At 68.3% G+C, this 24,852-nt stretch carries 23 protein-coding genes and 2 pseudogenes; 15 read left to right on the top strand and 10 right to left on the bottom strand.

The genetic code is table 11. From position 1 onward, the window contains the following. The 4 genes and pseudogenes from O7626_RS35415 to O7626_RS35400 all read left to right on the top strand — a co-directional run bounded on the left by O7626_RS35415 (position 1) and on the right by O7626_RS35400 (position 3,975). A complete protein-coding gene (locus O7626_RS35415; RefSeq protein WP_278065326.1) occupies positions 1–846 on the top strand; it encodes an ABC transporter permease in 846 nt (281 codons plus the stop codon). Positions 847–935: 89 nt separating this feature from the next. Beyond that, positions 936–2,030, top strand: a complete 1,095-nt coding sequence (locus O7626_RS35410; protein ID WP_278066460.1) for an ABC transporter ATP-binding protein — start codon at positions 936–938, stop codon at positions 2,028–2,030. A gap of 108 nt (positions 2,031–2,138) precedes the next feature. Next, positions 2,139–2,672 (top strand): TetR/AcrR family transcriptional regulator, encoded by a 534-nt coding sequence (locus tag O7626_RS35405; protein ID WP_278065324.1) that lies wholly within the window; start codon positions 2,139–2,141, stop codon positions 2,670–2,672. Positions 2,673–2,740: 68 nt separating this feature from the next. Continuing rightward, a pseudogene (locus tag O7626_RS35400) lies at positions 2,741–3,975 on the top strand (IS3 family transposase). On the opposite strand, the gene O7626_RS35395 reads toward O7626_RS35400, so the two are convergent. Then, positions 3,950–4,474 (bottom strand): hypothetical protein, encoded by a 525-nt coding sequence (locus O7626_RS35395; protein WP_278065323.1) that lies wholly within the window; start codon positions 4,472–4,474, stop codon positions 3,950–3,952. The pseudogene O7626_RS35400 and the gene O7626_RS35395 overlap by 26 nt on opposite strands. Before the next feature lie 155 nt (positions 4,475–4,629). Beyond that, a complete protein-coding gene (locus tag O7626_RS35390) occupies positions 4,630–6,186 on the bottom strand; it encodes a hypothetical protein (RefSeq protein ID WP_278065322.1) in 1,557 nt (518 codons plus the stop codon). A gap of 332 nt (positions 6,187–6,518) precedes the next feature. Here O7626_RS35390 and O7626_RS35385 point away from each other — a divergent pair, with 332 nt between their 5' ends. After that, a complete protein-coding gene (locus O7626_RS35385) occupies positions 6,519–6,797 on the top strand; it encodes a hypothetical protein (RefSeq protein WP_278065321.1) in 279 nt (92 codons plus the stop codon). Between the two features lie 42 nt (positions 6,798–6,839). On the opposite strand, the gene O7626_RS35380 is transcribed toward O7626_RS35385, so the two are convergent. The 4 genes from O7626_RS35380 to O7626_RS35365 all read right to left on the bottom strand — a co-directional run bounded on the left by O7626_RS35380 (position 6,840) and on the right by O7626_RS35365 (position 10,588). Beyond that, positions 6,840–7,166 carry a hypothetical protein gene (locus O7626_RS35380; RefSeq protein ID WP_278065320.1) on the bottom strand — a complete coding sequence of 109 codons (327 nt, stop codon included), beginning with the start codon at positions 7,164–7,166 and terminating at the stop codon, positions 6,840–6,842. A gap of 159 nt (positions 7,167–7,325) precedes the next feature. Beyond that, a protein-coding gene (locus O7626_RS35375; RefSeq protein ID WP_278065319.1) for an IS3 family transposase occupies positions 7,326–8,533 on the bottom strand; the annotation gives its coding sequence in 2 pieces (ribosomal slippage) (positions 7,326–8,233 and positions 8,233–8,533; 1,209 coding nt in all). A 124-nt stretch (positions 8,534–8,657) separates the two neighbouring features. Then, on the bottom strand, positions 8,658–9,971 hold the full coding sequence (locus O7626_RS35370) for a WD40 repeat domain-containing protein (RefSeq protein WP_278065318.1): 1,314 nt from the start codon (positions 9,969–9,971) through the stop codon (positions 8,658–8,660). Between the two features lie 128 nt (positions 9,972–10,099). Then, positions 10,100–10,588 carry a MarR family transcriptional regulator gene (locus tag O7626_RS35365; protein ID WP_278065317.1) on the bottom strand — a complete coding sequence of 163 codons (489 nt, stop codon included), beginning with the start codon at positions 10,586–10,588 and terminating at the stop codon, positions 10,100–10,102. Between the two features lie 352 nt (positions 10,589–10,940). Here O7626_RS35365 and O7626_RS35360 point away from each other — a divergent pair, with 352 nt between their 5' ends. The 5 genes and pseudogenes from O7626_RS35360 to O7626_RS35340 form a co-directional block, all read left to right on the top strand. Beyond that, the gene (locus tag O7626_RS35360; RefSeq protein ID WP_347404879.1) at positions 10,941–11,939 is read left to right on the top strand and encodes an NAD-dependent epimerase/dehydratase family protein; all 999 of its coding nucleotides are present in this window, start codon (positions 10,941–10,943) and stop codon (positions 11,937–11,939) included. A 41-nt stretch (positions 11,940–11,980) separates the two neighbouring features. Then, the gene (locus O7626_RS35355; RefSeq protein ID WP_278065315.1) at positions 11,981–13,132 is read left to right on the top strand and encodes an FAD-dependent monooxygenase; all 1,152 of its coding nucleotides are present in this window, start codon (positions 11,981–11,983) and stop codon (positions 13,130–13,132) included. Between the two features lie 82 nt (positions 13,133–13,214). Then, a complete protein-coding gene (locus O7626_RS35350; RefSeq protein ID WP_278065314.1) occupies positions 13,215–13,625 on the top strand; it encodes a hypothetical protein in 411 nt (136 codons plus the stop codon). A gap of 62 nt (positions 13,626–13,687) precedes the next feature. After that, complete coding sequence (locus O7626_RS35345; protein WP_278065313.1) at positions 13,688–14,467, top strand: DUF6444 domain-containing protein; 780 nt, start codon at positions 13,688–13,690, stop codon at positions 14,465–14,467. Between the two features lie 33 nt (positions 14,468–14,500). After that, positions 14,501–15,112 (top strand): annotated as a pseudogene (locus O7626_RS35340) (IS630 family transposase); the annotation flags it as partial. 674 nt (positions 15,113–15,786) lie between these two features. Here O7626_RS35340 and O7626_RS35335 read toward each other — a convergent pair. Further along, positions 15,787–15,981: a hypothetical protein gene (locus O7626_RS35335; protein WP_278065312.1), complete on the bottom strand. Its 195-nt coding sequence runs from the start codon at positions 15,979–15,981 to the stop codon at positions 15,787–15,789. 182 nt (positions 15,982–16,163) lie between these two features. Between O7626_RS35335 and O7626_RS35330 the strand changes: the two genes are divergently transcribed. Together O7626_RS35330 and O7626_RS35325 are read left to right on the top strand one after the other, a co-directional pair. Continuing rightward, positions 16,164–17,573, top strand: a complete 1,410-nt coding sequence (locus O7626_RS35330) for an IS66 family transposase (protein WP_278061713.1) — start codon at positions 16,164–16,166, stop codon at positions 17,571–17,573. A gap of 216 nt (positions 17,574–17,789) precedes the next feature. After that, positions 17,790–18,692, top strand: a complete 903-nt coding sequence (locus O7626_RS35325; protein WP_278065311.1) for a hypothetical protein — start codon at positions 17,790–17,792, stop codon at positions 18,690–18,692. A 118-nt stretch (positions 18,693–18,810) separates the two neighbouring features. Here the strand turns inward: O7626_RS35325 and O7626_RS35320 are convergent, their stop codons facing one another. Further along, positions 18,811–19,143 (bottom strand): restriction endonuclease subunit S, encoded by a 333-nt coding sequence (locus O7626_RS35320; protein WP_278065310.1) that lies wholly within the window; start codon positions 19,141–19,143, stop codon positions 18,811–18,813. A gap of 517 nt (positions 19,144–19,660) precedes the next feature. Between O7626_RS35320 and O7626_RS35315 the strand changes: the two genes are divergently transcribed. Continuing rightward, positions 19,661–20,641 (top strand): hypothetical protein, encoded by a 981-nt coding sequence (locus O7626_RS35315; RefSeq protein WP_278065309.1) that lies wholly within the window; start codon positions 19,661–19,663, stop codon positions 20,639–20,641. Positions 20,642–20,833: 192 nt separating this feature from the next. After that, positions 20,834–21,316, top strand: coding sequence for an NUDIX hydrolase (locus O7626_RS35310; RefSeq protein ID WP_347404831.1), 483 nt, complete (start codon positions 20,834–20,836; stop codon positions 21,314–21,316). Between the two features lie 52 nt (positions 21,317–21,368). Here O7626_RS35310 and O7626_RS35305 read toward each other — a convergent pair whose 3' ends face one another. Beyond that, positions 21,369–22,583, bottom strand: a complete 1,215-nt coding sequence (locus tag O7626_RS35305) for an acyl-CoA dehydrogenase family protein (RefSeq protein ID WP_278065308.1) — start codon at positions 22,581–22,583, stop codon at positions 21,369–21,371. Then, positions 22,580–23,365, bottom strand: a complete 786-nt coding sequence (locus O7626_RS35300) for a DapH/DapD/GlmU-related protein (RefSeq protein ID WP_278065307.1) — start codon at positions 23,363–23,365, stop codon at positions 22,580–22,582. The genes O7626_RS35305 and O7626_RS35300 overlap by 4 nt, the downstream gene beginning before the upstream one ends. Before the next feature lie 180 nt (positions 23,366–23,545). Between O7626_RS35300 and O7626_RS35295 the strand changes: the two genes are divergently transcribed. Next, positions 23,546–24,850 (top strand): helix-turn-helix transcriptional regulator, encoded by a 1,305-nt coding sequence (locus tag O7626_RS35295; RefSeq protein WP_278065306.1) that lies wholly within the window; start codon positions 23,546–23,548, stop codon positions 24,848–24,850. The last annotated feature ends 2 nt before the right edge of the window (positions 24,851–24,852 follow it).

Here is a 24,852-nt window from a genome sequence, read left to right as displayed (position 1 = left end):
ATGTCGCTGCTCGACGACGCGGTGGCGCGGCCCGGCCAGGCAGCGCCACCGTCACGCCCCAGACGCACCGGGCGAGTGCCGGTCGCGTTGCTCCTGCCGGCCTCACTGGGATTGCTCTTTCTGGTGCTGCCACTGGTCGGGCTGCTGGTCCGCACCCCGTGGACCACGCTGCCGCAGCGGCTCGCCGATCCGGGCGTGGTCACCGCGCTGCGGCTGTCGCTACAGACCGCCACCCTGGCCACCCTGCTCTGCCTGCTCTTCGGCGTACCGCTGGCCTGGCTGCTCGCCCGGGTCGAGTTCCCCGGCCGCCGGGTCGTACGCGCCCTGGTCACCGTCCCGCTCGTCCTGCCGCCGGTGGTCGGCGGCGTCGCCCTGCTGCTCGTCTTCGGCCGCCGGGGACTGCTCGGCGGCTGGCTCGACGCCACCTTCGGGATCACCCTGCCGTTCACCACCGCCGGCGTCGTACTCGCCGAGGCGTTCGTCGCGATGCCGTTCCTGATCATCGCCGTCGAGGGCGCACTACGCGGCGCGGACACCCGCTACGAGGAGGCCGCCGCCACCCTCGGCGCCAGTCGGTGGACCACCTTCACCCACGTCACCCTGCCGCTGGTCGCCCCCGGCATCGCCGCCGGAGCCGTACTGTGCTGGGCGCGGGCCCTCGGCGAGTTCGGCGCCACCATCACCTTCGCCGGCAACTTCCCCGGCCGCACCCAGACCATGCCACTGGCTGTCTACCTGGCCCTGGAGACCGATCTGGAAGCCGCGATCGTGCTCAGCCTGGTCCTGCTCACCGTCTCCGTCGCCATCCTCGCCAGCCTCCGCGACCGCTGGATCACCGCGCCGTGACCGCCGACCTGACCGTGTACGGCGGCGCGCACGGCGGCGGTGGCGCGTCCGGCGGCGGTGGCGCGTCCGGGCCGGCGGCAGCGGGCCCGGTGCTCGACGCCCACCTGATCGTGCACCGCGGCACGTTCCGGCTCGACCTGCCGCTGACCGTCGACGCCGGTGAGGTCGTCGCGCTTCTCGGCCCCAACGGGGCGGGCAAGACCACCGCGCTGCGTGCCCTCGCCGGCCTGCTGCCGCTCTCCGGGGGACACCTCACCGTGGCCGGCCGGGTTCTCGACCGCCCGGACCGGCGGATCTGGACGCCTACCGAACGGCGTCCGATCGGCGTGGTCTTCCAGGACTACCTCCTCTTCCCGCATCTGACCGCCCTGGACAACATCGCGTTCGGGCCCCGCCGGCACGGCCTGCCCCGGCAGCAGGCGCGGCAGCGCGGCGCCGAATGGCTGGCGCGGATGGGGCTGGCCGAACACGCCCGGAGCAAGCCCCGACAGCTCTCCGGCGGGCAGGCCCAACGGGTCGCCCTGGCCCGCGCCCTCGCCGTCGACCCGGCGCTGCTGCTCCTCGACGAACCCCTCGCCGCGCTCGACGCCCGCACCCGGCTCGACACCCGCGCCCAGCTCCAGCGACACCTCGCCGCGCACACCGGAGCGACCCTGCTGGTCACCCACGACCCGCTCGACGCCCTCGTCCTCGCCGACCGGCTCGTCATCGTCGAACACGGCGAGGTGGTGCAGGAGGGGGACGCCGCCACCATCACCGCCCAGCCCCGCACCGACTACGTCGCCCGGCTCGTCGGGCTCAACCTCTACCGGGGCCACGCCGACGGGCACAGCATCGTCGTCGGTGCCGGGTTCACCCTCACCACCGGCGAACGCGGCGACGGTGACGTCTTCGTCGCCTTCCCACCGTCGGCCGTCGCCCTGCACTCGAACCGCCCGGACGGCAGCCCACGCAACACCTGGCAGGCCACCGTCACCGGCGTCGAACGGCACGGCGACAACCTGCGGGTACAGCTCGGCGGAGCGATCGGGGTGGCCGCCGACATCACCCCGCTGGCCGCCGCCCAACTGCGCCTCGCACCCGGCCAACCGGTCTGGGTCGCCGTCAAGGCCACCGAGACCCGCGTCTACCCCGCCGCGACCAACCGACGCCCCGGAACCGGGCACGCCGACGACGAGCCGTAGCCGCGGACAGTTCTGTACCGAGAAGTACGCTGACTGTATGGGTGAGTTCCGCAGGGCCGCCGTCGGCCGCCCCGGGGGTTCGACATCGACGAGGCGCTGGAGCGCGCCATGCAGGTGTTCTGGGCGCGCGGCTACGAAGGCGCGAGCCTCACCGACCTGACCGGTGCGATGGGAATCACCAAGACGAGCATGTACGCGGCCTTCGGCAACAAGGAACAGCTCTTCCGCAAGGCCCTCCATCGGTACGGCCAGGGACCGGCCTCCTACGCGACGTACGCCCTGACGGAACCGACCGCGCGAGCGGTGGCCGAGGCGCTCCTCCGTGGCGCGGTGCAGACCACGACCCGTCCCGACGCACCCTCCGGATGCCTGACCGTCCAGGGTGCGCTGGCGTCCGGCGACGACGGTCGACCCGCCCGCCAGGTGCTCGTCGAGTGGCGCAACGACGCCGGCGTACGTCTCGAGGAGCGCTTCCGGCGCGCCCTCGACGAGGGTGACCTCCCGCCCGACGCCGATCCGGCGCGACTCGCCCGGTACGTCATGACGGTGGGCTTCGGCATCGCCGTCCAGGCCGCCGGTGGCCTCGGCCCCGACGAACTCCAGGAGATCGCCGACACGGCCATGCTCGGCTGGCCACGGTAGCGGCGCTCGCGGACCCTGTTCCGCACCGGGTTTGATGGAGACATCGAAACCTGGGAGGAACACCAGCGATGCCCGCACCGAAGAAGTACAACGATGAGCTGCGTGAGCGTGCGACCCGGTTGGCGGTCGAGGCCCGCCGGGACCCGGCTTCCGCGACCGGGGCGATCCGTCGGATCGCCGGTCAGCTCGGGGTTCATCCTGAGGCGTTGCGTACGTGGGTGAAGAAGGCCGAGACCGACGCCGGAGACCGGCCGGGCACCACCAGCAGCGATGCCGAACGCCTCGCCGCGTTGGAACGGGAGAATCGTGAGCTGCGGCGGGCGAACCAGATCCTGAAGTCCGCGGCGTCTTTCTTCGCGGCGGAGTTGGACCGTCCGTCGCGATGAAGGTCGAGTTCGTCGACTCCCAGCGGGTCGAACACGGTGTCCAGCCGGTCCTGCGGGCGCTCGAAGACACGCCGGCACAGATCGCACCGTCGACCTACTACGCCGCCAAGACCCGTCCCGCCAGCGCCCGCTGTCGGCGCGATGAGGAACTGACCGCGATGATCGAGCAGATCCACGCCGAGAACTACGGTGTCTACGGGGCCCGCAAGATCTGGCATGAGCTGCACCGCCAAGGGGTGCGGGTGGCCCGGTGCACGGTCGAACGGCTGATGCGCGAGTCCGGGCTACGCGGGCTGCTGCGCGACAGGTCGCCGCGCACGACCCGGCCCGCAGCCGAGACGGGACGCCCCGGTGACCTGATCAAACGTGACTTCACCGCGGAGCATCCGAACCAGCTGTGGGTCGCTGACCTCACCTACGTGCGCACCGCCGTGGGCTGGGTGTACGCCGCGTTCGTCCTCGACGTGCACTCCCGCATGATCGTCGGCTGGCAGGTGTCCACGTCGCTCTACACCGATCTGGCCCTCGACGCGCTGAAGATGGCGATCTGGCGCCGCGAAAATCAAGGCGCTGACCTGGGCGGATTGATCCATCACTCGGACCGGGGAGTCCAATATCGAGCGATCCGCTACAGCCAGCGGCTCGCCGAGGCCGGTGCCGTCGCCTCGGTCGGCTCCAAGGGTGACTCGTACGACAACGCGATGGCCGAGGCGTTCAACTCCCTGTACAAGGCCGAACTCGTCCGCAACAAGGGCCCGTGGCGTGGGCTCGACGACCTGGAGATAGCCACCGTCGAATACATCGACTGGTACAACAACCGGCGCCTGCACGGCGAGCTCGGCCACGTCCCACCCGCCGAACACGAGGCACTACACGTGATGACCCACCCCGTCACCGCACCCCTGAAAACCAGCTAACCAACTCTCCATCAAACCCGGGGCTTGACAGGGCCGAGGCGACCTTAAGCCAGGATTCGGCGGATGGTGCCGAGGCCGACACGGTGGCCGAGCCCGAGCAGTGTTCGCCTTGGATTCTCTTGTGGCCCCAGCGGGGGTTGTCTCGGGCCATCCGGCGGATGAGCTCGCGGATCTCGTCGCTGACGGGTGGTCGGCCGCCACGGTGGGGGTAGGTCCAGTGGCATTGGACCAGCCGGCGGTGCCAGGCCAGCAAGGTCGCCGGGGTCACGATCCGGTGGGCGCGGACCGCGCGGGGCAGCCGCCGGGCCAGCGCGGACAGGAACGCCCGATCCGGCCAGGACAGGCGTGGTCGGCCGTGGACCTGACGGCGCAGCACCGCGACCTCGTGGCGCAGGGCCAGCAGTTCCGCGAGCACCGCGCGGTCGCTGCGAGCGGCGAGGAGCAGAGCGTCGAACACGCGGATCGCGACCAGATAGATCAATCGGAACACCATGACCACGAAGGTGCCCCAACCTCACGAAGTCCCAGCTCACAGCAGGTGCGACAGGTATTGGCACCGTACAGGTTGACGCCCTGCTCGTCGTGGTGCTGGGACCGGGACAGCTACACAAGCGTGTGGCCGAGGACGGTTCCGCTGGCCGCGTTTCGAAAGGTTCAGCGCCACTTCATTCGGGCCTCGAGCCGCGTGTGCTCCCTTTCGAACGTCGTCAGATCGACGCGGGGCAGCGCAGCGAGCGTGGCCCACGCGACCGCGTGCCATGCACCGGGACGCATGGCGACCAGTTGCTCGCGGACCGGATCGTAATATGAGAGTGTCGGCTGGGACTCGAGGCCGAGCACCTCAGGCTGAACATGGGTGACCTCGCGCGATCCCGGCCACCATAGCTTGAACGCGTCGGCCTCGGGGTTATCGCCCTCCATGATCACCAGCACGTCCCCAGGACCGTTCCCAACGGCCATGACGTTGGTGAGCGGCAGCACCGTGGAACGCCGGCCCTCGCGATCGATCCGCAGGAGCTTGCGACCGAACCCTCCGACGATCGAGCCGTCGGGAAGCGTGACCGTCGCGAGAAGGTCGTCGGGGACGCCGAACTCCTCATCGCCGAGCGGCACCAGCGCACGACCGCCGTCCCAGCGGTACGGCCGACAGTCCCAAATCACCAGCAGCGAGCCGTCCCCGAACGGTGCGGCGCCGCACTCGAGGTCACCAGGCTTACAGGTCGGAGCGGGCGCCTCGACGCGTTCCACGAGGCCTCCGACGCGCAGCACGTGGGGCCCTTGCGTCGTGACGTTGCCGTAGCGCTCAGGCAGGAGCAGGACACCTCCCGCCGTGCCGTACGCCTCGCCGATCTCGAACGGCACGTCGAGCTCGAGCGGCGCAGCCAGGCGCCCCGTCACCGCTGCGGCCTGTAATTCCAGCCCCGCCTGTGCGGGGTCGACAGGTAGTTCCGCGTATGAGAATCGGTAGGGGCGTTGATTGGGATCGGTCGCGATCCGGACCAGTAGCGTGTTCCACGGCGTGAACGCCGCGAGCACGACTTGAATGGCATCGTGGGTGGTCACCCTCGGGGGAAACGTCGCGACGTCGACCTCGTGCAGCTTCCAATCATCATGCAGGAGCCAGGTCGTGTGGCGGATCGCGATTGGTCGCACGAGGATGCCCTCGACGGGATTCGGCTCGACGCGCACCCCCTCCGTCGCGTTGCTCGCCAGCCAGTCCTCGTTCGCCTGCGATACTGGGATGTCGGTGCCCTCCCAGTACGCGTGTCCCCGGGCGGCCGCGACGCGCAGCACCTTGAGCAGCGGCAGGTACGGCCCGCGCTCGCCGGGCACCATCGCCTCGATGACGCGCTCGACGTGGGTGAGCAGCGGCGGCACGTTACGCGCGGCCACGAACGGACCGATGCAGTAGTTGCCGTCGAACATCCACGGGACGCGGCCCGCGATCGCGGGGTATTCGCGTACGACATCCGGGATCGCACTCTCGACGCTGTCGAGCAGCCCGGTCGGCAGCGGCGCGCCCGTGACCTCGTCATTCCACAGCGACAGCGCGAAGCCTCGGCTGTACACGTGCGGAGTCTCGGTAGACACGTACATCAGCGCGAGCTCGCCAACCGCACGCGCGCCACGCGTTGCGTCCTCGGCGATCAGGCTTACGGTCTTATCGACCAGCAGAGATGCGTCCAGCCTTGCGCCGAACGCACCATCCACGTGTCCTCCACACAGGAACCAAGCTGAGAACCGCGCTAGCGACGTCTCATCGACGACGTGCAGCGTGCAGTCAAAACCCACGGCGGAAATCTACACGACGGCACACTGGCCGCACCGCGACCGCATCCGCCCCGGGCTGCTACCGAAAGGCCGCGCTGACCTTCACCCTGGCCCACGGACGCACGGTAACCCTGCTCCTGACCGCTGAGCAGTCGGTCGACCTTGAGCGAACGCATCTCCCGGCTCGAGGCGCACGTCTGGTCGGAACAGCGCGACGACGAGGAAGACGCTTCGAATTCGACGACGACGAGGCCCCGGTCGTCGAGGACGAGGTGCCGAACGTCGGCGAGGTCCGTTTCGGGCCGGACACCGGGCACGACGTCGTCACGGTTCTCGACGAACAGTTCGGGGTGATCGAGGACAACCTTCTGTCGCACGTCGACTGGTCCGCGCTCATCGTGGTGGGTGAACCCACGGTGAGTTCACTCATCGAACGGGGTGGCGAGCTGATCGCTGCGGTGGCGCCACGCTGGTGCTCGGTCGTCGCGGACCGGCCTGGCGAGCGATGGGTCGTCCTGCGCCGTACCGGCCTGCGCTACCACGGGCAATGAAGCCGGGCGGCAGGTCTCCCTGCCGCCCGGCTCGTCGGATGATCAGGCTGCTCGCGGCAACGGGGCGGGCCGGTACCGCGCGAAGGCGGGTGCGGTGCTGCCCTGCTCGTTGTGCAGCCAGTCGTAAATGCCGTGGAATTCCGGCCCGATCCGGTTTGCCTCGGCGTTCAGGACCTCCGGCGACGTCGACGACCACCGGCCGGTTTCGACGCGGTCCCGCAGCACGCGCAACGCCGTCAGTTCCTCGGCCGCGGTGTGCTGGCAGTGCCCGCCGCGGTTCACGAAGAGTTGGCGGATCCGGGAGGAGTCGACGCGGTCGCCGTAGACCCGTTCGTGTCCGGGGGCGACGCCGTCACCGATCGGGTGCACCGTGACGACCGGTAGATGGCCGTGTCCAGTCGGTGTGCCGTACCGGGTCAGCTGCCGGGCAGCGGAGTCGTCCGGCGCAATACGGGGCGCGGAACCCAGCTTGGCCAGATCGGCGTTCAGGTTCAGCCGGGGCTTACCCCCGGATCTTGGACACGGGGATCATGCGGCTTCCGCCAGCGTAGTTGATGTTTCTGTGGTGCGCTCGTAGGTGATCGGTGACCTGTTGCCGAGGCGGGAGTGGCGGCGGGTGGTGTTGTAGCGGTGCAGCCATCGGAAGGTGGTCAGCCGGGCGTCGCGTTCGTCGGTGAACGCGCGGCGGCCTTGCAGGGTCTCGCGCTTGAGGGTGGCGTTGAACGACTCGGCCGCGGCGTTGTCGGCCGAACTGCCCACCGCGCTCATCGACTGGCGTACCCCGCCCGCCGCGCAGGCGGCAGCGAAGCTCTTCGACGTGTACTGCCCGCCGTGGTCGGAGTGGAAGACCGCGCCGTCCAGGCTGCCCCTGGTTCGCCGCGCGGCGGTCAGGGCGTCGACGACGAGGTCGGCGCGCATGTGGTCGGCGATGGCGTACCCGACCAGCCGCCTCGAGTGCAGGTCCAGCACGGTCGCGAGGTAGAGGAACCCGCGCTCACCCACGGGCAGGTAGGTGATGTCGCCGACGTAGCGCTGGTTCGGGGCCCCGGCGGTGAAGTCCCGGCCGATGAGGTCCGGGGCCTTGGCCGCGGCCGGGTCCGGGATCGTGGTGCGGTGTCGGCGACGCAGCCGCAGCCCTTGCAGGCCGATACGGCGCATGACCCGGGCGGTGCGCTTGTGGTTGACCGCCTCGCCCTGCTCGCGTAGCTCGGCGGTGATCCGAGGAACGCCATAGGTGCCGTCGTGGGCGGCGTGTACGGCCCGGATCCGGTCGGCCAACTCGGCGTCGGCCCGCTCCCGGACGGCCCGCGCGCCCGCGCTGGCCTTCCAGTAGTAGAAGCTGGACCGGGCCACGCCCACGATCCGGCACAACCGCTTCACGCCGTAGCGCGTCTGGTGGTCATCGACGAACTGGAAGCGGTTCACCAGCGCGTCTCCCCGGCGAAATACCGGGCCGCCTTACGCAGGATGTCACGTTCCTCCTCCAGCTCCCGCACCCGCCGGCGCAACACGGCGTTCTCCGCCTCCACCGACCCGGCGTCAGACGACGCCGCCGCGCCCACACGTACCATCGGACTCGCTCCGCGCTGCTGATCGTCGATACGGATCCAGCTACGCAGCGTCTCCCGGTTGATCCCTAGATCGGCAGCGACCTGCGCGATCGTCGCCTCCGGCCGCGACCGATACAACGCCACCGCGTCGGCCTTGAACTGCTGCGGGTAGTGCTTCATCACCATCAGTACCAGGACTCCTGTCCACCCGGACCATCAAGATCCGAGTCTCAGGTGTCCAAGATCAGGGGGCAAGGCCCCCATACCCGGTCACGACCACTTTGGACACCAAGCCACCAGCACGTTCGCTTCAACGTCGGCGTCCGTGCCGTGCCTGGTGGGCCGCCTCTAGGTCCGGCAGGGTCGCTGGACGTCCGACCTGAAAGCACCTAGTCTTCCCGCCACGATTAGAGATCTCCGTGGCCATCAACCAGCGTCCGTCGGACGACCAGTCGACGGCCACCGGGCCCCAGCCGAAGCGCAGCCGCATGAGCGTCTCGCCGTCCGCCAGTCGGAGCAGGGTCAGCCAATTCGAGTCGCACGCCGCGAGGTAACTGCCGGATCGGTCAACGGCGATGGAGCGAAGCCGCCGATACCCCGCGTACACGGCCTCGGCGATGGTGCAAGTCGAGGGATCCACCGTCAGGACGGTGTCGTCTGTCGCGACGTACACCCGGGATCCATCCAATGTGAACGTCGCCGCGGCGACGCGGTCCACGGCCAACGGCCGTTGCACGCCATCGCCGTCACGTATCGCAAACCGTCCGTCCGCCATGGTGATCAACCGGTACCGGCCGTCGGCCGAACGGGCCAGCCACCTGTCCGCGTCCGCCGCCACCACCGCACGAGCCTCGACGTCGTACGCCCATGACGGGGCACCCGGACCCGACGACTGGAGTACGACAACTGGGCGGTCGGGCAGCCAGTCGACCGACGGCGCCCGGACGCCGGAGTGCTGGCGAAGCCGCTCGACCCATTTCCTCCCTGGAACCTCATACACCACCAGCTCGCCCGCACCACTGGCAACGGCCAGCCACCGGCCGTCGGGCGACATGGCCAAACCACTCGCGGTTCGGGTCTCATCGCTGTCCCCGCCGTCGTAGTCCACCGCGAACACCGTGAACTCGGCGGCCGGTGGGCGCGGGTCCGGCAGGTACGGCGCGTCCACTGCACGCAGTCGATCCGCCTCGGTCGGGTACGCCGTCGTCGTCCATCGCTGGCCGGGACTCAGGTGTGCCAACCAGCGCGGATCGGTGACCCACACATCGTAGTCGGTCGAGACCAGCCGTTCCTCGTCGGTGAACCAGTCTCCGTCCGTGGAGTATATGGTCGGCAGATTGGTCCTGTCCTCCTTGGTGAACGGCACGTTCCTAGACGCCAACGCCTCGTATCGCTCGATGAACAGCCAGGTGTTGCTGTCGACCCAGTCCTCGTCGCAGATCTTGCGGGCACTGACGACTTCGCCGAGCGGCCCACCGCCCCCAAAGCCGGTGTCGGCTTGGTCCCACAGCACACGCAGGAAGAAGCTCGGGTCGTCGCCCTCCAGCAGCGCGTCGTTGTAGTCCTCGTTGTCGTAGTAGGTCACGATGACGCGCAGCCGTACCCGCCGCTGGTCGGGCGCCAACTCGATGACCCGAATCCCGTAAAGGTCCGTCGACACCGTCCGTCCCTCCACACGTGCTCGTAGATCCTCGTATGGGAACGGCACCCTAGCACTCGGGCTTCGCCTACGTTCGTCACGGCTCAGCCCGATCACGTCCGGGCAGTTCCTCCGGTACGTTGGCTGACCTGTTCTTGCTGCCAGCGGCGCAGCAGGGAGGGAATCTCCCTGAGCATGAATTCGTGGAAGTCGCGCATCTGGATGAGTCGCTGGTGGGCGGGGTCGTCCGAGGCGGTGGCCCGTATCCCGGCCTCTGCGGCTCGCAGCATGGTCAGTGTGACGGTGTTCTGGGTCGAGAAGAGTGTGCTCCAGGCGTCGTCCCGCAGCCGGTAGTGTTCGCGGCGGCTGCCGGGAGCGGGTAGGCGTTGGATCAGGCCGACGGACAGCAGCGCCTTCACCGCACCGGAGACGGAGCCGGGACTGACGCCGAGTTGGTCGGCGATATCACCCATCGTGACTGTTTCCTGGTCGGTGAACAGGAACATCGCCAGTGTTCGTGCGGACATGCGTTGCAAGCCGCCGTCGGTGAGCGCCAGGGCTAGCTGTTCGGCAGCCTGCCACTGCTCTCGTCTGTTGTTCACCCGCCACCTCCGCGTGTCACACGATAGCCTACGATGCTAGTCTTCAGAAATTTCCGAACACTCGGTATATTGTTTGGAAGTCGGCCTTCCTTGGTGGGAGGAGCCGTCGGTGTGCCGGGAAGCCTGGTCGGCGAGTGGGATCCACACGTACACGACGAGGAGGGCATATCGATGCCGCATATTCCCGGAGCAGGGCCTTGCCCGGCACCGCATCCACCGGCTGGAAACTCACACCGCGCATCCCTGGCCGGCCGTCTCGCGGATCTTGCGCCGGCTCGGCACAGCCAGCCCACGGACGAGCCCATGGCCCGCCGCCGCCCGTTTGAACGTTGACAGTTGTACCTGGAGAATCATGAAGTTGCTTGTACTCGGCGGTACCCATCATGTTGGCCGTGCCGTCGTGGAGACCGCACTCGCCGCGGGCGACGACGTGACCACCCTCAACCGCGGCCTCAGCCGCCCCCCAGAACCGGGCACTCGAGCGCTGATCGCCGACCGTACCGACACGCGAGCCGTCCGCACCGCGCTGGGAAGTGAGGGGTGGGACGCTGTCATCGACACGTGGGCTTGGGCGCCGCGCGTGGTCAGAGACAGCGCACAACTTCTGGCCGACCGTGTCACCCACTACGGTTACGTCTCCAGCCGCGGTGTGCACCGCTGGCCGTGGCCGCCCAGCGCGGACGAACAAGCCCCGCTCGTCGATGGTGACCCCGCCAGCGACGACAGCCTCGACTACGCCGCCGCGAAGCGGGGCGGGGAACTTGCCGTCATCGACGCATTCGCCGAACGCGCCCTGCTCGCCAGAGCCGGAATGATCCTCGGCCCGTACGAGGACGTCGGCCGCATCCCGTGGTGGCTACGCCGGCTACAGAAAGGCGGAAAGGTACTCGCCCCCGGCCCGACCGACACACCGTTGCAGTACATCGACGCCCGGGACATGGCCGCCTGGATGCTGACCGCGGCCAACCGGCGCATCGGTGGCGCCTTCACCGTGACCGGCCGCCCCGGCGCGGTCACGATCGGGGAGTTGCTGGAGACGATCCTGCGGGTGACCGGGTTCGACGCCGAGCTGGTGTGGGCGCCCCCCGAACTACTGCTGGAAGAGGGTCTGCCGTTGGGTATGGAGTTCGGTATCCGGTTCCCGCACGACCCCAACCCGATCGGCATGAACGACGCTGACGTCACCGCGGCATTCGAGGCCGGACTGACGTGCCGCCCCCTGCGGGACACGATCAGCGACACCTGGGCCTGGCTGCAAGCCGAAGGCGATCCCACTCCGCGGCCCGACGCGCCCTCGCCGGACACCTGGCTTGACCCCGCCGCCGAGCAACGCATCCTCGCCCGGCTCTGACCACCGGCATCCCGCACCGAGACTGAACACAGGAGAACATCATGCGAGCCATCATCGTCGGCGCCGGTATCGCCGGGCAGGCGGCAGCCCTGCGCCTGCGGCAAGCCGGCTGGGAAACCCTCATCGTCGAACGCGCACCCGGACGCCGTGGCGGTGGGTACGGCGTCACGTTCGGCGGGATCGGCTACGACGCCGCCGAACGCATGGGAATCCTGCCCGCCCTGAAGGACAGGGCCTTCATCACCAACGAACTCGTCTACCACAAACCTGACGGCAGACGCCGCTTCTCCCTGACCCGCGAAACCATCGCCGCCACCATCGGCAACCGCTCCATCAGCATCCTCCGCGGCGACATCGAGACCGTCCTGTACGAGGCGATCCACGACACGACCGAAATTCGGTTCGCCACCACCATCAAAGCCGTCGACCAGGACGAACACGCCGTCCACGTCACCCTCAGCGACAACACCACCGAACACGCGGACCTGCTCATCGGCGCCGACGGCCTACACTCGACCACCCGCGCACTCGTCTTCGGCCCCGAAGAAAAGTACCGCCTCGATCTCGATCACATGGTCGCCGTCTACATGCTCGCCAGGAAGCCCTCGGGTATCGCGGAGGGAACCACCGGCACCCTCTCCCAAGGCGGGCGGACCGTCGCAGTCATCAACGTCGGCGACGGCCGCAACGTCGCCTTCTTCGGCTTCCGCAGCAACCACACCGCCGGACATCCGACGGACAACCCGCACACCATACTGCCCCAGGTCTACGGCGACATGAACTGGATAGTCCCCGAAGTCCTTCAAGGACTGGAATCCGCCGGCTCCATCTACTTCGACACCATCAGCCAAATCGTGGCCGACAGGTGGAGCCACGGCCGCGTCGTTCTCCTCGGCGACGCCGCCTGGTGCGTCACCCTGTTCGCCGGCTACGGCTCCGCCCTCGCCATCGGCGGCGCCGGCCTACTCGGCACCGCCCTCGAAACCAACCCCGGCAACATCCACACCGCACTCACAAACTGGGAAACCCAACTACGCCCCGAGGTAGCCAAAAAACAGAAGCTCGCCCGGCGAGTCAAAGGAGTCTACGCACCAGCCAACCCCCTCGCACTCTGGCTGACCCAGCTACCCCTACGCCTCGCATCCCTCAGCCCCGTCCGCAGCTACATGACACGACGCTACATAAAAGGCTAATCGGCGCCGCGTACCGCGCCTATCGCGCAGGTGAACAAGACCTGACGTTGCGTGTCAGCTCGACAGCGGCAGCGATCCACACGTGGAGACGCTCGGCTTCGCTACCATCAGCGACACGACGGCCCAGGGGGCCGAGCACCGCGTCATGGCGACAGTTCGAGGAGGTCAGTATTCGATGCAGGGTCAGGGTACGCCGGCGCAGGGGCAGCTGGTCGTCCACGCCTCGTACAGCGGATTCGCCCGGGTGATGGCTGGTCCGCACGCGGTCGGTCCGATCATCCTCGTGAACGGGCAGCCTACCCGGGGACGGTGGGGAGCCAACGTTTTCATGCTGCCGCCGGGCCACCACCGGATCGGTGCCAAACTGCGCCAGACCGCGATGGGGCGGGCCGAGGTTGTCGTGTCCGTCGCACCCGGCACCTGTACACACCTGTACTACCGCGCGCCGATGACTGCGTTCGGTAATGGCGATCTCGGGTCTGTCGTTAGGTGACTGATCAGGTGCTCGTCGGCGGGTTGGCTTGACCTGGGCTGGTCTGGGTGGATCATGGTCGGGTGTCCGGAACGCCGTCCATCGTGGAGCTGCTTGAGCGGCTTGCCCGGCTGGAGGCCCGGGTTCTTGAGCTTGAGCGGGACAACGCCGGGTTGCGGCGGGAGAACGCGGTGTTGCGGGCCGAGAACGCGGATCTGCGGGCCCGGCTTGGGCAGGACTCGTCGAACTCGTCGCGGCCGCCGTCGTCAGACGGGTTGGCCAAGCCGGCGCCGAAGTCGTTGCGAACCCGGTCGGGTCGGCGTGCCGGCGGTCAGCCGGGCCATCAGGGGCGCACGTTGCGGCAGGTGGATGACCCACACGAGTGGGTGGAGCACGAACCTGCTGGCTGTGGCGAATGTGGTGGGGATCTGACTGGTGCCAGGGTTGCCGGGGTCGTCGCGCGGCAGGTGTTCGACCTGCCGGAGGTTGGTGTGCGGGTGACCGAGCATCGGATCGTGTCCCGCCGGTGCGGGTGCGGGCACGTCACCGCCGGCCGGTCTCCGGACGGGGTGGACGCCCCGGTTCAGTACGGGCCGAGGGCTCAGGCCGCGGCGGTGTATCTGCAGCAGGCGTTGTTCGGGGCGCAGGCACGGACGGCGCAGGCCATGAGTGATTTGTTCGGCGTGCCGATGTCGGCGGGCGCGGTCGCCGCCGCTCACGCCCGCGCCGGGGATGCTCTGACCGATTCGGAGTTCGTGGATCAGGTCCGTGACGCGCTGGCCAGCGCGGGCGTGGTGCACGTCGACGAGTCCGGGCTGCGGGTCGCCGGCAAGCTGCACGGGCTTGTAGAGAGATCTGTGTAACGGATTGAGGGGAATATCCGTTATGGCCGGTAGGAGCCGGTCGGCCTGTACCACAACCCGCCGGAGCGGGCGGTGGTGCTGTGCGTGGACGAGAAGTCCCAGATCCAGGCGTTGGACCGGTCCCAGCCGATACTGCCGATGATGCCGGGCATGCCCGAACGGCGCACGCACGACTACCACCGGCACGGCATCACCAGCCTGTTCGCCGCGTTCAACATCGCCGACGGCACCGTCATCAGTGAACTGCACCGGCAGCACCGTGCCACCGAGTTCCGCACGTTCCTGACCACGATCGACAAGACCGTGCCCGCCGACCTCGACATCCACCTGATCTGCGACAACTACGGCACCCACAAGACCCCGGCCGTCCGGGCCTGGCTGGCCCGCCATCCCCGCTTCCACATGCACTTCACCCCGACCGGCTCGTCCTGGATCAACCAGGTCGAACGCTGGTTCGGCTACCTCACCGAGCAGAAGATCCGCCGCGGCGCCCACAAGAGCGTCCGGTCCCTCGAGGCCGATATCCGGGCGTGGATCGCCGCCTGGAACAGCAACCCACGCCCGTTCATCTGGACCAAGACCGCCGAGGAAATCCTCGAATCACTCGCCCGATTTTGTAGGCGAATTTCCGGCGCAGCACACTAGCCACCCATCCCCCAAGACACCCGGACAGGCTAGACAGCAGGCAGACGATGATCATCAACCGATGGGGTCGTCAGCGCACACGAACAGGGCGGATTCGCATCCTCCGTCCGCGAATCCGCTGCGCATCAACCCCGAGAGCCCAGGCCAACACGACCCCACCAGGTCCGGCATGTGGGTCACAGACGTGACCCACATGCGACCCACACCGACCCGAAGGTCAGCGGCGATCATGAATATTGCCTGGTATAGCTTGCGCGCCCGAAGGGATTCGAACCCCTAACCTTCTGATCCGTAGGAATCGACAAGTTGTACAGCCCAGTCCAACCGCGTCCCACCCAGTCCGACCGGGTCCCCGCAGGTACGGGATTCAAGCGACACTTACCGATGTCATGAATGGCGTCTAAATCCATACCAGTTCCAATGAATCCGTGCCAGTACCCCGACGTCCGAGCACCCACCGAGCACCCACGGGCCCTCACAACCTCCGCCGGACCACATCGCCCGATGGTCTTGCCTCGATGTGGTGGTGTATTGCGGCGAGCCGCGGCAGACGGGAAGGCCATGATCGATCTCCGCCCGAGGTAGCGCTTCGGCGCCGATGGGCACGCTGCGACCGCGAACTCCGAGGAGCGCCGGCAAGATCGAGTGGGAAGTCGATAGCCACACGGGGTGTCTCACGCGATCTTGACCGTGAGGCGAATAGCCTGAGTCATCGATGCCGCACGGAAGGCCGCTGGCGTGACAGAACGGGCGTTGATTACCAAGGCCGCATTGCGCAAGTTACCGGCCAAGGCAGACGACGGAACTCCGTACTGCATGGATTGCCGCAGGTTCGGTGAGCTCCATCGGATGGTCGCCAGCGGCGTCACGAAGCATCTCCAGTGCGAAGCGTGGTCCGTGCCGACATATACGGAGTCGGACCGGCTGACTCACGAAGACATGATGGCCGGCGAACCGTGTCCCGGTTGCGGCGAGGTAACTAATCAGGTCGGTCGGTTCGGGCCGGTTTGATCTTGGCGGGGTTGTTGGGCAGGATGTCCGGGTGCCGGAGATGCCGTCCATCGTGGAGTTGCTGGAGCGGCTCGTCGCGTTGGAGAAGGCCGTCGCGGAGCGGGATGCCCGGATCGCGGTCCTGGAAGCGGAGAATGCCGAGTTGCGGCGTCGTCTGGGTCAGTCTCCGCGGAACTCGAACATGCCGCCCTCGGCGCAGGGGTTGGACAAGCCCGCGCCGAAGTCGTTGCGGGGCCGGTCCGGGCGCCGCTCGGGTGGCCAGGACGGCCATCCGGGTCGTACGTTGCGGCAGGTCGAGAGCCCGGACGAGACCGTTGTTCATGAGCCGGTCGCGTGTGGCGGGTGCGGCGGCGGGCTGGCCGGCGCGCCGCTGGCCGCGGTGACCCGCCGTCAGGTGTTCGAGATTCCCTCGGTCGTAGCCCGGGTCACCGAGCACCGGCTGAACATTCGCCGGTGCGGGTGTGGTGCGGTGACCTGCGCGGACGGCCCGGCCGGGGTGGACGCGCCGGTGCAGTACGGGCCGAGGCTGGCCGCGATCGTGGTGTATCTGCTGGTCGCGCAGTTCGGGGCGCAGAAACGCGTCGCCCAGGCCGTCGGGGATCTGTTCGGGGTGCCGATCTCGCAGGGCAGCGTCGCGGCGTTGACCGCCCGCGCCGCCCGCCGGCTCGAGGGTGACTTTCTGGCCGCGATCCGCACCGCGCTGACGGCGGCACCGCTGGTGCATTTCGACGAGACCGGGTTCCGGGTCGCAGGCAAACTGCACTGGGTTCACTCCGCATCGACAGGTAAGTACAGCCTGCTCTACGTGCACCCGAAACGCGGCCGGGACGCCATCGACGCCGGCGGGGTCCTGCCCGCTTTCACCGGGATCGCCGTGCACGACGCCTGGGCACCTTATGACTGCTACCCACAGGCCACCCACGCCCTGTGCTGCGCCCATCTGCTGCGGGAACTGGTAGCCGCCGCCGAGCTCGACCCGTCGGCAACCTGGGCCGCGCAAGGCATCGACGCCCTGCTGGCCCTCAAGAAGGCCACGGACGATGCTGTGGCAGCCGGCCACGATCGCATCGATCCCGAGATTCTGGCCGCGGGGGTCGCCTCGTTCCGCCACGCCGCTCTGGTCGGGGTCAAGGACCACACCGGCCAAACCACAGCGATCGGCAAGAAACTGGCCGCGCTGGCCCGCCGGATGACCGAACGCATCGACGACTACCTCCGATTCGCGCACCAGCCAGGACACTGCCCGTTCGACAACAACGCCGCCGAACGGGAAGTCCGCATGGTCAAAATCCGGCAGAAAATCTCCGGCGCGATGCGCACCCTGACCGGCGCGGAGCAGTTCTGCCACCTGCGCTCATATCTCGCCACCGCCGCCAAACACGGCATCAATCTCTACGACGCCCTCGTCCAGCTAACATCGGGCCGACCCTGGATCCCCGCAATCAACTGATGACCTGAGTAGTCACGCGGCGAGGAACTCATCTCGCTCGGTGAGTCGCCCTCGTGGACCGGCAAGGGCACGATGTATCTGAGCGTCGAGGAGCAGGCCGCCCGTACGGCTGCGGAGCAGGCTTTCAAGCAGCGGCACCCCTACTGCCACGCCGGGCGATGGAGTATGGCGGGCAGCGCGGTCAACCATTGCGGACGATGCTGTCCACCGCCTCCGATGAGCCCCGACCAGATCCGCCGAATCTCGGAGATCCTTCAGGGCAGTGCGGAGGAACGGGTACGAAAGGCGCGGCGCGAAGGCACAACGTACGAGCACCACGAGTCGGAGCGGCGGCTGCCTGGCCGAGCCCGGCCCGTCGCTGTGGTGCTACGCGAATACAACGAACGCCGCGCCGAGGCCCTGGCAGCCGTGAAGAGAGAAGATCGTACGTTGATTCGGTCGTCGTTTCCGGATGCGGAGCTGATGTTCCGGTGGCGGATGCAGCTCGGCTGCGGCGACATCATCGAGATCCTGACACTCGGCGACGAGCGGCCACCGACGGACATGACATGGTCGTGGGGCGGTAGCCCGCTGCATAAAGGGGCTTACACCTGCACCACTCACCGGACCCCCGAGACGCCCTACCGGGCGGTGAGCCACTATCTGACCCGGTCCACGCTGGATCTCGAAGGCGACAAGGGCCTGCGGCGCGAACCCGAGACGGTCGGCTACTGGACCGTGAAGCTGGAATGCGGACACCTCGACCACCAGATCACGCCGCTGAATTGGAAGCCAGCGGACGGCCATCGGCAGACGGAACCGAACGATCCCGACGCTGTCGCGCAGCGCAAGGCTCGGATGGAGCAGATTAAAGAGCATCTCGGCGTAGCCGACTACGCGCAGGCCATCCGCCGGATCGAGCAGGGTCACCTCGAGCCGGACCCGATGACGACATGCTGGACCTGCCAATACGAGCAACCCATCGTCGCCTTCCAGCGAGTGGGTTGGCTGGTGCCACCGACTCCCGTTAAGGGCAGATCAGGAGCGGACACAGCGGTCGCTCCCCGGCCGACCCGTGTACAGCTGGAGAAGCGCGTAGCCGACCTCGAAGCGGAGATCGCCCGCATGAAGCAGCAGTAGTCCAAGCCCTGCGGCCCTCTGATCCCGCCCGAAATCACCCTCCTGCCGCTGATTATCCGGATTGACCGCGACGACCGGCGCCCTCACAACGTGATCATCGTCGTGTGTGATCCCTGAGCTACGCCCGGAACGTCATCTCGTTCGCGACCATCTGCGGAACCACCTGTTGGTACAGCTGCCGGGTCAACCCCGCGACCCTTTCGGGGGCTTCGATCTTGTTCCGGAACGCCTGCGCCACCTCGGCGATCTCCCGTTGGATGTCCATCGGGGGCAGGGCGATGGGCAGGTTTCTGAGGCTGCCTTGGGTCAGGCTGGGCTGGACTCCCTGTTTGACCTGCTGACCAAGGAATTCCAGGACCGTCGGGTGCATCAGGTAGCAGTGTAGATAGAACGGTAGGAGCACCCCTCTCGCGGGCTTCGTGACCTGGATCCGGATCGTGGATCCGCCCATGAGCATTCCGGCTTCCCGTTCCCCGATGATGACGTGATTGACCCTCCCACTGAGCCGGGCCAGCAGAACGTCGCCGACGGCGAGTTCGGCCTCCGCACCGCCTCCGAGCTGATCCTGGTTCTCGGAGCGTCGGACACCCTGCCGTCGCCGATGTCGACGGTGTTGATGACCGCGATGCCTTCGGCATCGCGGTCGCCGGCATTGAGATCGGAGCCGCTGGGGCCGCCGTGGATGAGGCAGAGGTCGCCGAGGCGACGGTGCGTCCAGCTGTCGGGGGTGGGACTGATCAGGGGTTCCATGGCTGCAACCGATCGAGTAGGTGATCCAGGTGGAGGTCCGCGGCAGTGGGTGCCGACCGCTGGAAGCCATCACGATCTACCGGGGAATCCGGGAGGCGGACCTCGAAGCCGCACCTCGGTCGCGTCCGTAGTCCACTCTGACGGTTTCGTTGCATTACGGGCGCGGGCAGCGCAAAATCGAGTGGGACCATCTGGGGGACTTCTGTCACTATGGCCGCATGCGGGTCATGATGGACACCAATCTTTGGTCTTCGGTCGGAGACGAAGGAGTAGCTAGATCGTTCGATAAGATGGTGACTGCACGGGGCCTCGAGGTTGTTGTTCCTCCAAGTACGCTGCTAGAAGTCATTCGGCTGCCAGTGCCGCATGTTCGGCAGCGAATCATCGAGGCAATGGCAATGGGTCCGCGTCGACGGCTTGCCACGGAGGCGCAGTCCGAATCGGCAGAGGTGATCAATGAAGTTCGTCGGGTCCGACCGGGGTGGATTCGCTCAATGCCGGATACCGGCAGAGTGGCATCCCTGAATACATTTTGGACCAAACAGATCTGGCGGCGGGCACTGCAGGACTCGCAGCCGTTGCACGAGTCCCAGATGCGCCAGCGTCCACGGAGCGAGTACCTTGTGCGGCGCCAGCGGGATCAGCGAGCCGAGATGCTCAAGTCCAAATTCGGAGTTCGGCCGCTTACCGCGATCCTCGCCACGCCCATTCCGGAGGCGCCAGACTGGTATCTTGACGGGTGGTCCGGCGAGCCGGTTGAGATGTGGCGGCTCGAGTGTCGCGACCTGTACTGGCGCGAGCTCGCGACGCTCGGTGGCCGGGCCTTCCTGACGGGGGAGGACGCGACTTTTGCCGACTGGATCGGCGCCTACGTCGACCTGTCGAAGTTGCGTTCCGACCGTGCCGATTTCACCAGATTTTGGGTCAGTGACGTTGTCATAGAAGAAATGAAGCGAAACTGGATCAGGTGGGCGATCCGGCTTGCTCAGGCCGCCCTTAAGATCACCGCCGGCAATCCTGCTGACGAGCAGCACAGCTCATATCTTGTTGAATGTGATCTTTTCCTTTCTGCCGATGCGAGATACGTGTCGACCTTGGAACTACTACGTGCGGACGCGCCGTTCTCGGTTGCTGAGTCCCGGCTGGTCAGCGGCGACCGCAGCATTGCTGTCCTTGACCGGGTCGCCGCCGTGCTGTGAACGCTGTTTCCGGGAAGACTTGTGGTACGAACCTGGGCCGCGTTCGCGCAGGACGGCGTCGACCGGCGGCTGGTCGGCTGGCCGAGGTGTTTCACTTCCATGGATGCGGAACGGGTTGTCCGCGGGCGACGCTGGCCTCGTAAGACTGCCGAAGGTGCGTGGTGAGGTCGCCGGTACGGGTAGCCTGCGGTGGTGAGCACACCGTCCGGCGACTACACGGCGACGCTTCCACGAAAACGCATGGGCGCCGCAGTTCTGTTCACCGACGCTGCCAGGCGGGCTCTGCTGGTCGAGCCCGCCTACAAGGACTACTGGGAAATCGTCGGCGGGTGCGTCGACGCCGACGAGTCACCCCGGCAGGCGGCGGTCCGTGAGGTCAAGGAGGAGTTGGGCAAGTCGATCGTCCCCGGCCGGCTGCTGGTGACCGACTGGGTGCCGCCGCGGCCGGGACGCACCGAGGGTGTCATGTTCGTCTACGACGGTGGCACCCTCGACGAGCTGGGCACGGCTGACATCCAGCTGCCGCCGGACGAGCTGCGCAGCTGGGCCTGGTGCGACCAGGATCAGATCCGGGAACGGATGTCGGAGCTGCTGGCCCGCCGGGTGATCGCCGCGCTGCGCGCCAAGGCCGAGGGCGTGATGTTCGACTTGGAGAACGGCTTTCACACGCACTGACATGCGCCGGCGGCGCGCACCTTCATCAGGAGGGTGCGCGCCGTCTTGCTGTTCAGGCTGCCTTGTCGTAGCGGTCGGTGGCCGCAGTGCCGGGTCGGATCGGTACCACCTCGGTGACCGGTTCGGTCAGGAGGGTGACGCCGCCGGAGCGGTAGAGGCTGTCGTGGATGCCGTCGGCGTACAGCAGCCCGGTCAGGTCGGCGCGGGCCTTGGCGATCGGGTGGGCCCGCTGGAACCCGGCCGCCCCGATCAGCGGTGCCAGGTCGGCGACCGCGCGGACTGCGGTGTCGACGCCGGCGGCCTTGCCAACCCTGGCGGCGAAGTCGGCGTGCGGATGCGAGTCGGCGGCTAGGCGGCTGGTCGTGAGCGCCGCCAGCAGCGCGGCGGTGATCTCGGCGTGGGTGCGGCCGAGGACCACCAGGGCGTTGTCGCGTACCCGGGGCAGCACGCCGACCCGGGTCTTGGCGGCCAGGGCGCCGGTGACCAGGGTGTGTGCCCCGGCAGCGGTGCCCAGCGCCGTCGCGGTCACCAGAGGCCGGAACCGGGCGAAATGGCGCCGGAATACCCCGAGACCGTCCCCGGTCCGGCCGACCAGGTCGGTTGCCGGGTCGACGGGCACCTCGTGCAGGCGCAAGACGCCCCAGGACCAGCCGCCCAGCCCGAACGGCTCGATCACCTCCCGCTCCAGCCGTAGGGAGCCGGCGTCGACGACCGTGGCGCTGATCCGGCCGTCGGGGTCGCGGAAGAACACCACGAACCCGGCCGACTCCATTAGCCGCGACACCCAGCACTTCTCGCCGGTCAGCCGCCAGGTCCCGTCACGGCGCACGGTGGCCCTGGTGGTGATCTCCTGGATGCGGGAGCCGCCGTGCCGTTCGGTCGCGGCGATCCCGACCAGTTCCCCGGCGGCCAGCCGCGCGCCCCAGCACATGGCGGCCTGCGGGGTGCCCTCAGCCAGGATCATCGCGCCGTGTCCATCTCCGGTGGCGTCGCGCAGGTCCAGGTCGTGGAACCCAGCGGTGAACTGCGCGAGGGCCTGCCATACCAGCCCGGCCCGCCCGGCCGGAGCGCGGTGGCCACGACCGGCGAGCTCACGACGCAGATTGAGCAGCCACCGCGACCAGGCGGGTGTGTCCTGCGACGCCGGTCCGCTCGCGCACAGACTGCCGAAGTCGCCGGCAAGACGATGCAGCTCCTGCCAGCCGCTGTCGTCGATCTCGGGCACGCTGGTGCGCAGCGGATCGAGCCAGGTCATCGCGCTCGTCACAGGGTCACCTCCCCGCGCTCGGTGGCGGGCACGCCGTAGACGATCGCGCGGGCCCGCACGTCCTTGGTGACAACCGATCCGGCGCCGACCAGGGCGTGCTCACCGACGTTGACACCGGCGAGGATGACCGCGCCGGAGCCGACCCTGCAGCCGTAGGCAAAACTCGGCGGCAGCAGCGGCGGCTCGTTGTCGGGGTCCCGCCAGATCAGCTCCTTGTCGTTGATGGTCCGCACCCCCGCGCCGATGAAGGCCCGGTCCTTGACGACGGTGTCGGCGGTCAGGTGCGAGCCGGGCGAGCAGCGCACGCCGTCGCCGATGGCACAGCCGCGCTCGACGGTCAGGTTCGCCGCGAGCTGGCTGGCCGAGCCGACCTTGACGTCGGTGCGCAGCAGAGTGTTGTGGCCGATGGTGGTGTCGTCGCCGACGCTAGCTCCGGCGTAGACGGTCGCGCCGGCGCGCAGCACCACCCCGGACCCGATCGTGGTGGGCGCGCCCGCGCCCTGATAGACACGGCGCACGGCGTAGCCGTACTCCGGCTCACCCACCGTCGCCCGGTGCCCGATGCGGGTATCGCGGCCGATGCTGGTGCCGCCGTGCACCACCGTGAACGCGCCGACCGCGACCCGGTCGCCGAGCACGATCGGACGGATCGTACCGAGCATGTCGGCGGGCAGGAACACTGCCGACGGGTGGATCTGGCAGCCGTCGCCGAGCTCCAGCAGCCCGGCCCGGATCAGGTCGGTGACCGTGATCGGCACGTCCGGTGTGCTCAGGTGCATCATCGCGGGTCTCCTTGTCTTGCCCTGGTGGATACATCCAGCACACCCGCCCGCCCGACCGGATCGAAGACGTCGCCGGGCAGGGTGCAACCTGCTTGCACAACCCGCAAACATCGGTCACGCTCAAACTCCCGCCATCGTCGATGGAGGTGCCGGATGAGCACCCGGACCGCGTGGACCACGATGCCGGCCGTCGCGCAGGCGGCCAGCAACGGCGACTACGGCGCCGTGCTGCGCACCGCGCGAGTGGCGGCCGGGCTGAACCTGGAGGAAGCCGCTGCCCTGGCCGGGTTCTCCCCCTCGACGCTGAGCCGGATGGAGACCAAACGCAACCGCCACTGGGACGTGCGCGAGTTGCGCCGCCTGGCCGAGGTGTTCGCCATCCCGGCGCACCTGTTCGGGCTGTCGCGATCGACCTTCGACACCGGCGCCGATAGCCTGAGCACAGGTGTCGATGAGGATGGTGACCCGATGCGCCGACGCGACCTGATCGCGACGACCACCGCCGTAGTGACCGGGGCGCTGGTCCTGCCCCTGGACCAGGCCGCAGCCGCGCCCGGGATGGCCGACACCGTCGAGGACGTGCTGTTCGGCAGGGTCAGCGTCGCGCCGATTCCTGGCAATCAGCTGGCCGCGCAGCTGGCCGCAGCCCGCGCCGACTTTCGGGCCACCCGCTACACGCAGCTCGCCCGCCGCCTGCCCCGGCTACTCGCGCAGGCCATCGCTGGGCGTGAGGCCGCCGCCGTCGATGAGGTGCCGCTGGCCGCCGGCCGTCTGGCCCAGGCGTACAACGTGGCTACGCAACTGCTGATCAAGCTGCACGACAACGGTATGGCGTGGGCCACCGCCGACCGCGCGGCGCAGGCCGCTCGTGGCGGCGACGACCCGATGGTGCTGGCCGAAGCCCGACGTCTGGCCGCGACCGTGATGCGCCGCACCAAGCACCGCGACGGTGCGCAGAAGCTCATGCTCGACGCCGCCCGATCACTGCAAGCCGACACCAGCCTGCCCGACGCCGCCCACAGCGCCCTCTACGGCCAACTGCTGGCGGCGGCCTCCTACACCGCGGCGGTGCGCGACGACCGCGAGACCGCCTGGGCGCTGCTCGGTGAGGCCGAAGACGCCGCCCGTCGCGTCGGCGGCACCAAGGCCGACCGGTTCAACATGCTCGAACTGGCCGTCTACAAGATCAGCGTGTCGCGGGTGCTCGGCGACTACGGCAGCGCCGTCGACTACGCCCGGCTGGTCGACCCCGCCCGCATCGTCTCCCCGGAGCGCCGCGCCCGGTACTGGGAGGACACCGCCCTGGCACTGCACGGCCGGGGTCGCCCGCGGGCGACTTTCCAAGCGCTGCTGGCCGCCGAACGCGACACCCCGCAGGAGGTTCGCTTCCGCCCGTGGGCGCAACAGCTCACCACCGACCTACTGGCCCGCAGCCACAGCCTCCCGGGCGTACGCGAGTTCGCCAGCCGCGTAGGCGTGGCCTGACC

Origin of the sequence: Micromonospora sp. WMMD1102 (assembly GCF_029626265.1) — a bacterium.
GTDB lineage: Bacteria > Actinomycetota > Actinomycetes > Mycobacteriales > Micromonosporaceae > Plantactinospora.
Note: the sequence above shows the minus strand (reverse complement) of the source record. Positions and strands in the feature narration are given on the sequence as shown.